The 9,856-nt window shown below is 42.2% G+C and carries 10 protein-coding genes; all 10 read left to right on the top strand.

Annotation, left to right across the window (positions count from 1 at the left end; genetic code table 11):
- The first annotated feature begins 1 nt into the window (after position 1).
- Positions 2–1,240 (top strand): nucleotide sugar dehydrogenase, encoded by a 1,239-nt coding sequence (locus T497_RS0109585; protein WP_028515423.1) that lies wholly within the window; start codon positions 2–4, stop codon positions 1,238–1,240.
- Between the two features lie 2 nt (positions 1,241–1,242).
- Complete coding sequence (gene rfbA, locus T497_RS0109580) at positions 1,243–2,130, top strand: glucose-1-phosphate thymidylyltransferase RfbA (RefSeq protein WP_028515422.1); 888 nt, start codon at positions 1,243–1,245, stop codon at positions 2,128–2,130.
- A 13-nt stretch (positions 2,131–2,143) separates the two neighbouring features.
- Positions 2,144–3,172 (top strand): dTDP-glucose 4,6-dehydratase, encoded by a 1,029-nt coding sequence (gene rfbB / locus T497_RS0109575; RefSeq protein WP_028515421.1) that lies wholly within the window; start codon positions 2,144–2,146, stop codon positions 3,170–3,172.
- A gap of 3 nt (positions 3,173–3,175) precedes the next feature.
- Positions 3,176–4,063: a dTDP-4-dehydrorhamnose reductase gene (gene rfbD / locus T497_RS0109570; RefSeq protein WP_028515420.1), complete on the top strand. Its 888-nt coding sequence runs from the start codon at positions 3,176–3,178 to the stop codon at positions 4,061–4,063.
- 1 nt (position 4,064) lies between these two features.
- Positions 4,065–4,673, top strand: a complete 609-nt coding sequence (gene rfbC / locus T497_RS0109565; RefSeq protein ID WP_028515419.1) for a dTDP-4-dehydrorhamnose 3,5-epimerase — start codon at positions 4,065–4,067, stop codon at positions 4,671–4,673.
- A 53-nt stretch (positions 4,674–4,726) separates the two neighbouring features.
- Positions 4,727–6,565: a glutamine--fructose-6-phosphate transaminase (isomerizing) gene (gene glmS / locus T497_RS0109560; RefSeq protein ID WP_028515418.1), complete on the top strand. Its 1,839-nt coding sequence runs from the start codon at positions 4,727–4,729 to the stop codon at positions 6,563–6,565.
- 72 nt (positions 6,566–6,637) lie between these two features.
- Positions 6,638–7,660: a UDP-glucose 4-epimerase GalE gene (gene galE, locus T497_RS0109555; RefSeq protein WP_028515417.1), complete on the top strand. Its 1,023-nt coding sequence runs from the start codon at positions 6,638–6,640 to the stop codon at positions 7,658–7,660.
- Between the two features lie 793 nt (positions 7,661–8,453).
- Positions 8,454–8,801, top strand: a complete 348-nt coding sequence (locus T497_RS16465) for a hypothetical protein (protein WP_155266888.1) — start codon at positions 8,454–8,456, stop codon at positions 8,799–8,801.
- 262 nt (positions 8,802–9,063) lie between these two features.
- Positions 9,064–9,339, top strand: a complete 276-nt coding sequence (locus T497_RS0109545; RefSeq protein WP_028515416.1) for a transposase — start codon at positions 9,064–9,066, stop codon at positions 9,337–9,339.
- 17 nt (positions 9,340–9,356) lie between these two features.
- A partial coding sequence (locus T497_RS18530) for an IS3 family transposase (RefSeq protein WP_196243035.1) occupies positions 9,357–9,856 on the top strand: 500 nt, incomplete at its 3' end.

Raw genomic sequence — 9,856 nt, 5'->3', positions numbered from 1 at the left:
AATGAAAATTGCAGTAGCAGGAACAGGATATGTAGGACTTTCAATAGCAACTTTGCTTGCGCAGAATAATACTGTAACAGCAGTTGATATTATTCCTGAGAAGGTTGATTTGATCAATAATAAGAAATCTCCGATACAGGACGATTATATTGAAAAGTATCTTGCTGAAAAGGAGCTTGATCTTACAGCAACACTTGATGCCGAAGCAGCATATAAGGATGCAGATTTTGTTGTTATTGCAGCTCCAACTAATTATGACAGCAAGAAAAATTTCTTTGATACAAGCGCAGTTGAAGCTGTAATAGAGCTTGTTATGAAGTATAATCCCAGTGCAATAATGGTAATCAAGTCTACAGTTCCTGTCGGATATACAAAGTCTGTTCGTGAGAAAACAGGAAGCAATAATATCATTTTTAGTCCTGAATTCCTTCGCGAATCAAAGGCTCTTTATGATAATCTTTATCCAAGCCGTATTATTGTCGGAACAGATATGAACGATGATAGACTTGTTGATGCTGCTCATAAATTTGCTGGTCTTCTTAAGCAGGGCGCTATCAAAGAGGATATTGATACCTTATATATGGGATTTACTGAAGCAGAAGCTGTAAAGCTTTTTGCTAATACATATCTTGCACTTCGTGTAAGTTATTTTAATGAGCTTGATACATACGCTGAAATGAAGGGACTTGACACACAGCAGATAATTAATGGTGTTTGTCTTGATCCTCGTATTGGCACACATTACAATAATCCTTCATTTGGTTATGGTGGCTATTGTCTGCCAAAGGATACAAAGCAGCTTCTTGCAAACTATGCAGATGTTCCTCAGAATATGATGTCAGCTATCGTTGCTTCTAATAGCACTCGTAAGGATTATATTGCTGATCGTGTTCTTCAGCTTGCTGGTTATTATGCATATGGTGATAATTCGGATTATGATAAGAGCAAAGAGAAAGAAGTAACTATTGGTGTTTATCGACTTACAATGAAATCAAATAGTGATAATTTCCGTCAGAGTTCTATTCAAGGAGTTATGAAGCGTGTTAAGGCAAAAGGTGCGAAGGTTATCATTTTTGAGCCGACGCTTAATGATGGAGATACATTCTTTGGTAGTTTGGTTGTAAATGACATTGACAAGTTTAAAAAGATGTCAGATGCAGTTATAGCTAATAGATATGATTCTTGTCTTGATGATATTCAGGATAAGGTTTACACAAGAGATTTATTTAGGAGGGATTAACAATGAAAGGAATAATTCTCGCCGGTGGCTCTGGCACAAGACTTTATCCATTGACAATGGTAACATCGAAGCAGCTACTTCCTGTATACGATAAACCAATGGTGTACTATCCGCTGTCAACACTTATGCTGGCAGGTATCAAGGATATTCTTATTATCTCAACACCAACTGATCTTCCGAACTTTGAGAGACTCCTCGGAGACGGTTCTCAGTATGGTATCAACTTAAGGTACAAAGTACAGCCCAGCCCTGACGGGCTGGCTCAGGCGTTCATTTTGGGCAAGGAGTTCATAGGCAATGATGCTTGTGCAATGGTACTTGGTGATAACATCTTTTACGGCAACGGCTTTGGAAGCATACTTCGTGCTGCAAAGAAGAACGCTGAAGAGAATAATCGTGCAACAGTATTCGGTTACTATGTTCCCGATCCTGACCGTTTCGGTGTAGTTGATTTTGACAAAGACGGACACGCGCTCTCAATCGAAGAAAAGCCTGCTAATCCCAAGAGCAACTATGCAGTTACAGGTCTTTACTTCTACCCAGCAGGCGTAAGTGCAAGAGCAAATCAGGTAAAGCCTTCTGCTCGTGGGGAGCTTGAGATAACAACTCTCAACGAGATGTATCTCCATGATAATCTCCTTGATGTTCAGCTTCTTGGACGTGGCTTTGCATGGCTTGATACAGGTACGATGGACAGCCTTGCAGAGGCTACAAACTTTGTTCAGATGGTTCAGAACCGTCAGGGGATCGAGATATCAGCTCCTGAGGAAATAGCTTTCATCAATGGCTGGATCGACAATGCAGGACTTATGAAGTCGGCTGAAAAGTATGGTAAATCACCTTACGGTGCACATCTTAAAAAGGTTGCCGAGGGCAAAATAAAGTATTAAGGAGTTTTATATCATGACTATTTTCGTAACCGGTGGAGCTGGATTTATCGGCTCAAATTTCGTATTTCATATGCTTGATACATATCCTGACTACAGAATTGTATGTCTGGACAAGCTTACATATGCAGGCAACCTCTCAACACTTGAGCCTGTAATGAAGAACCCTAACTTCCGTTTCGTAAAGATTGATATCTGTGACAGAGAAGCTATTTATAAGCTTTTCGAGGAAGAGAAGCCAGATATCGTAGTAAACTTTGCAGCTGAGTCACATGTTGACCGTTCTATCGAGAATCCCGAGATATTCCTTCAGACAAATATCCTCGGTACACAGGTTCTTATGGACGCTTGCCGCAAGTACGGTATTCAGAGATATCATCAGGTATCTACAGACGAGGTTTACGGAGACCTTCCTCTCGACAGACCTGACCTCTTCTTCACAGAGACTACACCTATCCATACAAGCAGCCCATACAGCTCCTCAAAGGCCGGTGCTGACCTTCTTGTTATGGCATACAACAGAACTTACGGTCTTCCTGTGACTATTTCAAGATGTTCAAATAACTACGGACCTTATCACTTCCCAGAGAAGCTTATCCCTCTTATGATTGCAAACGCTCTCGCAGACAAGCCTCTTCCTGTTTACGGCGAAGGCCTTAATGTTCGTGACTGGCTCTACGTTGAGGATCATTGCCGTGCTATCGACCTTATTATTCATAAGGGCAGAGTTGGCGAGGTTTACAATGTTGGCGGTCATAACGAAATGAAGAACATCGACATCGTTAAGCTCATCTGTAAGGAGCTTGGCAAGCCTGAGAGCCTTATCACACACGTTGAGGACAGAAAGGGACACGATATGCGTTACGCTATCGATCCTACAAAGATCCACAATGAGCTTGGCTGGCTGCCTGAGACAAAGTTCGAGGACGGTATCAAAAAGACTATCAAGTGGTACCTTGAGAACCGCGAGTGGTGGGAGACTATCATCAGCGGCGAGTACCAGAATTACTATGAGAAGATGTACGGCAACCGTGCAGAGGTGTGAAAAATGAAAGCATTCGTAACAGGTGTAGGCGGACAGCTCGGACATGATGTAATGGACGAGCTTGCAAAGCGTGGATATGAGGGTATCGGCAGCGATATACTTCCTTCAGTTGATACAAAATATCCCTATGTACAGCTTGATATAACTGATGCAGCAGCAGTTGAAAAAGCAATATCTGAAGTAAATCCAGATGTTGTGGTTCACTGCGCAGCATGGACAGCAGTTGACGCTGCCGAGGACGAGGAGAATCGTCCGAAGGTAAAGGCGATAAATGTTGACGGTACTCAGAATATTGCCAATGTCTGCAAAAAATTGAATTGCAAGATGATATACATTTCCACTGATTATGTTTTCAACGGTCAGGGAACAGAGCCGTGGAAGCCCGATTGCAAGGATTACGCTCCGCAGAACGTATACGGACAATCAAAGCTCGACGGCGAGCTTGCTGTTGCAAATACTCTTGATAAGTACTTCATCGTTCGTATCGCATGGGTATTTGGCGTGAACGGCAAGAACTTCATCAAGACCATGGTAAATGTGGGTAAAACACATGAAGAAGTAAGAGTTGTATCCGACCAGATCGGTACACCTACCTATACCCTCGACCTGTCAAGACTTCTTGTTGATATGGCTGAAACTGAGAAGTACGGCTACTATCATGCTACCAATGAGGGCGGATATATCTCATGGTATGACTTTACAGTTGAGATATACAAGCAGGCAGGAATGTCAACAAAGGTAACTCCTGTTACAACAGCAGAGTATGGACTTTCCAAGGCTGCAAGACCATTCAACAGCAGACTTGATAAGTCTAAGCTTGTAGAAAATGGCTTTAAGCCACTTCCTACATGGCAGGACGCACTTTCACGTTATTTAAAGGAGATTCAGTAATATGGGACAGATAACAGTTGAGAAGAATGTCGGCGGTATTGAAGGGCTTTGCGTTATAACTCCTGCTGTTCACGGCGACAATCGCGGTTACTTCATGGAAACATACAGTCAGCGTGATATGGAAGAAGCTGGCATTGATATCGTATTCGTACAGGATAATCAGTCATGCTCTACAAAGGGAGTTCTTCGCGGACTTCATTTCCAGAAACAGTTTCCCCAGACAAAGCTGGTAAGAGCTATCAAGGGAAGAGTTTTTGACGTTGCGGTTGATCTCAGGAGCGGAAGCAAGACATACGGTAAGTGGTATGGTGTGGAGCTTACTGAGGAAAACAAGAAGCAGTTCCTTATCCCAAAGGGCTTCGCTCATGGTTTCCTTGTATTAAGTGATATTGCTGAGTTCTGCTATAAGTGTGATGACTTCTGGCATCCAAACGATGAAGGCGGACTCGCATGGAATGATCCTGCGATAGGTATAAAGTGGCCTGAGCTTGTTGGCGAGTATAAAGGTAATGCTGACTGTGAAGGTTATGCACTTGAAGATGGTGCGCTTCTTAATCTCAGCGATAAGGATAAGAAGTGGGATACACTTGAGAATACATTTAAATTCTGATTTGTTACAGCCTCTCTATGAGGCTGTAACAATATATTTAGAAAGGTAATTATATGTGCGGAATAGTAGGTTTTACAGGTAAGAGACAGGCAGCACCTGTGTTGCTTGACGGACTTTCAAAGCTTGAATACAGAGGTTATGACTCCGCTGGTATTGCAGTTCGTTTAGGCGATAAGGATACCGAGATAATCAAGGAAAAAGGCAAGCTGAAAAAGCTTGCTGATAAAACCGATAATGGCAATGCTGTTAAGGGCTGCTGCGGTATCGGTCATACTCGTTGGGCTACACACGGTGAGCCTTCTGCGTTAAACGCTCACCCTCACGCAAGTGATGATGAGAATGTTATTGCTGTTCATAACGGTATTATCGAGAACTATCAGGAACTCAAGGGAAAGCTTGTTAAGTCTGGTTATGAGTTCAAGTCCCAGACTGATACAGAAGTTGCAGTAAAGCTCGTTGACTATTACTACAAGAAGTACAACGGTGGTCCTGTTGATGCAATTGCCCGTGCAATGTACCGTATTCGAGGTTCTTATGCACTCTGCGTAATGTTCAAGGACTATGCAGGCGAAATCTATACAGCACGTAAGGATAGTCCTATGATAATCGGCATTGCAGACGGCGAGACATATGTTGCATCAGACGTTCCTGCAATTCTCAAGTACACACGCAATGTTTATTACATCGGCAATATGGAAATTGCTCGTCTTGAAAAGGGCAAGGTAACTTTCTACAATATTGACCGCGAGGAGATAATCAAGGAGCTTACTGAGATAAAGTGGGATGCTGAGTCTGCTGAAAAGGGCGGCTATGAGCATTTCATGATGAAGGAGATCCACGAGCAGTCTAAGGTCATTAAGGGTACTATCAATTCTGTTGTAACAAACGGCAAGGTTCATTTTGACAGTGTAAACCTTACTGACGAGGAAATGCAGCAGATACAGCAGATATACATAGTTGCCTGCGGCAGTGCTTACCATGTTGGCGTAGCTGCTCAGTATGTTATCGAGGAGCTCACAAGCTTACAGGTTAGAGTAGAGCTTGCTTCTGAGTTCCGTTACAGAAAGATGAAGCTCAGCAAGAACAGCCTTGTTATTGTAATAAGCCAGTCCGGTGAGACAGCTGATACACTTGCTGCTCTGCGTGAAGCTAAGGAGCAGGGGGTAAAGACACTTGCTATCGTAAATGTTGTAGGTTCTTCAATTGCCCGTGAAGCTGACAATGTGTTCTATACTCTTGCAGGACCAGAGATATCAGTTGCAACAACAAAGGCATACAGTACGCAGCTTATCGCAGGCTATCTTCTTGCACTTCAGTTTGCCAAGGCAAGAAATGAGATAGAGGAGAAGCGCTATAAGACTCTGCTCGCTGAGATTAATACTATCCCTGAAAAGGTTGAGAAGATATTACAGGATAAGGAGCGTATCCAGTGGTTCGCTAATAAGCTTATCAATATCAAGGATGCATTTTTTATAGGGCGTGGTATCGACTATGCTATCGGCATGGAAGGCAGCCTCAAGCTTAAGGAGATAAGCTATATCCATTCTGAGGCTTATGCTGCCGGTGAGCTAAAGCACGGTCCTATCAGTCTTATTGAGGACGGTACAATAGTTATCAGCGTCGTAACTCAGGAGAACCTTACTGAAAAGACTATCAGCAATATGGTAGAGGTAAAGAGCCGTGGAGCTCATCTCATGGCTGTTACAACAGCAGGAAACTATTTTATTGAAGATACTGCCGAGTTCGTATCATATGTACCAAAGATAGATCAGCTTTTTGCAGGAAGCCTGTCAGTAGTACCGCTACAGCTTCTTGGATATTATGTGTCTATAGGTAAAGGCTTTGATGTGGACAAGCCGAGAAATCTCGCTAAGAGCGTTACGGTTGAATAAGAATTAAAGCTGTCCTTTTGGACAGCTTTTACTAAAGATTTGTTTATATGACTTAACAGGAGGAGAAAAGAAATGCCAACAGTATTATTAGCAGGCGGAGCAGGTTACATAGGCTCCCACACAGCAGTTGAGCTTCTAAATGCAGGCTATGATGTGGTAGTTGCTGACAACTACTCAAATAGCTGCCCAGAATCAATCAAGAGAGTTGAGAAGATAACAGGCAAATCCGTTAAGCTTTATGAGCTCGACATCAAGGATAACGCAAAGCTTGCAGAGGTCTTCAAGGGAAACAAGATCGACGCCGTTATCCACTTTGCTGGACTTAAAGCAGTAGGTGAGTCCGTTCAGAAGCCTATCATGTACTATCGCAATAACATCGATACTACACTTGCGCTTCTTGAGACAATGAAGGACTTTGACGTTAATAACATCATATTCAGCTCATCTGCAACTGTATATGGTGAAGCTAACCCTGTTCCATATTTTGAGACAATGCCTCGCGGAGCTTGTACCAATCCCTATGGCTGGACCAAGTCCATGATGGAGCAGATATTCGAGGATGCAGCAAAGGCTGATAAGGAGCTCTCTGTAATCCTTCTCCGTTACTTCAATCCTATCGGAGCTCACGAAAGCGGCATGATAGGTGAGGATCCACAGGGAATCCCTAATAATCTTATGCCTTATGTATCACAGGTTGCAGTTGGCAAGCGCGAGTGCCTTACTATTTTCGGCAACGACTACCCAACAGCTGACGGTACCTGCACTCGTGACTATATTCATGTTGTTGACCTTGCTAAGGGACACGTTAAGGCTATCGACTATATACTTAAGAATGATAAGTGCTGCGAGATATTTAATCTCGGAACAGGTACTCCATACAGCGTAACTGAGATTGTTGACACCTTTGAAAAGGTAAACAATATCAAGGTAAACCATGTATATGGACCAAGACGTGCAGGTGATTTGGCAGAGTGCTATGCAAATGCAGACAAGGCATTAAAGGTTCTTGGCTGGAAGACTGAGAAGTCTCTGGAAGATATGTGCCGTGACTCATGGAACTGGCAGAAGAATAATCCTAACGGATACAATAAGTAATTCAAAGCTCGGGCTATGCCCCGAGCTTTACGTTTTACTTGCATTTTTATAGTCAATATGGTATACTATTAATAAGTGTAAATAGAAACGGAAGCAGCTTAAACGTCAAATAAAGTGCGTCACATTTCTGATACTGATAGCTATCTTTGAATTTCATGCATTCCAATCAAACTCCAGTTAGACTTCCTTAGTCATTTTTATTATAGTTTTTATTGGATAAATGGAATTTGAGGATTACGAAGTATGCCTGAAAAACATGAAATGTCATTATTTTACTAAATCACAGATAGTAAAATGATAGCCATGAAAAAACAGGAAAAAACGGACAAAAAGTACAGCTACCGTACAGCTACGCGGTGAAAAAACTGTATTTTATTCTCCGTGAGTCAAAATGAGAATTGCCTGTTTTACGCGGTATACGGTACTATGTGGCATGGGGCAATATACCCCAATCGCTTCTCATAACCCGAAGGTCGTTGGTTCTAATCCAGCCGCCGCAACCATATCGGAACCCTTATTTTAATACAAAATAAGGGTTCTTTTTTATGCCCGTAAAAGCTGTTAATATAGGCGAATATGGCTATATGCCGTTTTCTTTTGACTGTGCAATGGCTGCTTATGATGGCGGAATTAACATGAAATTTGCTGTATTTCTTCGTCCAGATAATAGCGCATGCAACTTTTTTAGGAACAATGCAACTTTTTTTGACTGGTGCAACTATTTTATGTTTAAATGCAACCTAAAACTAAAAAAGCCTCCATAGATTCCGCTTTTGAGCAGTTCAAATTTGATATGGATGAAGCCGAAGCAAAAGAGCATATGTTAAAAATCCTATTTCATTTGCTGGAAATTGCTAATGAGATTCGCATTATGAGCAATTCACAAATCAAACGTGAGTGTGAGAGCAAGGAACAATATTTGGAAAGAGTTCGGGCATCAGAAAGCTATCTTACTGAACGAGTAGCTAGTAATATTGACCGACTCTTATCTGAAGATAAACTTTGTATTGATGTAAAAACATCAAAAGAATTGTTCGGTCTGATGGGCGGCGGTATAAGAATTAATGGCGAGTATGTCCCGGTTGAACTAACAAAAGTACATGAAGCGATTCTAGCTCAAGATGATGCACCCAAACATTAAGCAATGATACTGTCCGTAAAGAAATCTATCTCGATAGTATACTGGATCTGTTCTGAATAAAACAAAAAGCTCCATGTGCCATTCACACATAGAGCTGAAACTACAAAGCAAAAAAACAGTTACATATATTTTTATGATATGATTGTTTTGACAAAGTCCGAAAAATAGCCATTCGTCTGAAGTGTTATACTGAAAGAGCAGTCGACAAACACCCCAAAATCTGGTAGAATATAAGTAACAAAACCAGAAAGGGAAAACGACTATGAAGTACAGTAAAGAATTCAAAGAAGAAGCGCTGAAGCTCTCAGACGAGATCGGAGTGAAAAAGGCTGCTCAGCAGTTAGGCATCCAGTATTACACGTTGTCTGATTGGCGAAGCAAGCGAAATGCTGATGCCAAGGCTAAGAAGTTTCAGATGACCGATGATGAAGCAAAGCTGCGTATTACGGAACTTGAGCGTGAAAATGCCGAGCTTCGCAAAGCAAATGATATTCTCAAGGATGCACTCGGTTTTTTCGCAAAAGACCGGAAGAAGTAAAGACGAGCGAACGTCACCTGTTCGTTAATGAATTCCGCAGCAAGTATGGAGCGAAAGCAATATGCAGATTTCTGAAAATAAGCGAATCAGGCTATTATCGCTGGCTCAGAAATCAGGGCAAGCCCGGTGCAAGGCAGCTTCTTCTGGTCAAAATACAAGGAATACTATCAGAGCATCCTGACAACAAGAATTACGGTGTCAGAAGGATGCAGGCAGCTCTTGCCCGGAAAGGCACTCACGTCAGTCTCAGAACGGTATACCGCACTATGAGCGAAGCCGGGCTCATTCACAGGCATCGCAGACCTCACGGTATCACAAAGTCTGATACCGAAACTCAGAACAGAGAGAATCTGATAAAAAGAAATTTCAGTGCAGATAAGCCGATGAAAAAGCTGCTGACCGATATTACCGAGGTCCAGTGTGCTGACGGAAAGCTCTATGTTTCACCGATTCTTGACTGCTTCAACGGCGAGATCGTAGCTCTTGAAATGCGTGATAATATGAAGAAAGAACTCTG

The sequence above is a fragment of the Ruminococcus flavefaciens MA2007 genome (genome assembly GCF_000621845.1).
GTDB classification, from domain to species: domain Bacteria; phylum Bacillota; class Clostridia; order Oscillospirales; family Ruminococcaceae; genus Ruminococcus; species Ruminococcus flavefaciens_E.
The sequence above is the reverse complement of the archived record's forward strand: the minus strand, read 5'-3'. Positions and strand labels throughout refer to the sequence as shown.

Excerpts from the sequence above, each read along its gene's own strand:
- T497_RS0109545 (WP_028515416.1), top strand. The coding sequence starts at position 9,064 with ATGAAGTACAGTAAAGAATTCAAAGAAGAAGCGCTGAAGCTCTCAGAC.
- rfbD (WP_028515420.1), top strand. The coding sequence starts at position 3,176 with ATGAAAGCATTCGTAACAGGTGTAGGCGGACAGCTCGGACATGATGTA.
- rfbA (WP_028515422.1), top strand. The coding sequence starts at position 1,243 with ATGAAAGGAATAATTCTCGCCGGTGGCTCTGGCACAAGACTTTATCCA.
- glmS (WP_028515418.1), top strand. The coding sequence starts at position 4,727 with ATGTGCGGAATAGTAGGTTTTACAGGTAAGAGACAGGCAGCACCTGTG.
- galE (WP_028515417.1), top strand. The coding sequence starts at position 6,638 with ATGCCAACAGTATTATTAGCAGGCGGAGCAGGTTACATAGGCTCCCAC.
- rfbB (WP_028515421.1), top strand. The coding sequence starts at position 2,144 with ATGACTATTTTCGTAACCGGTGGAGCTGGATTTATCGGCTCAAATTTC.
- T497_RS16465 (WP_155266888.1), top strand. The coding sequence starts at position 8,454 with ATGGATGAAGCCGAAGCAAAAGAGCATATGTTAAAAATCCTATTTCAT.
- T497_RS0109585 (WP_028515423.1), top strand. The coding sequence starts at position 2 with ATGAAAATTGCAGTAGCAGGAACAGGATATGTAGGACTTTCAATAGCA.
- rfbC (WP_028515419.1), top strand. The coding sequence starts at position 4,065 with ATGGGACAGATAACAGTTGAGAAGAATGTCGGCGGTATTGAAGGGCTT.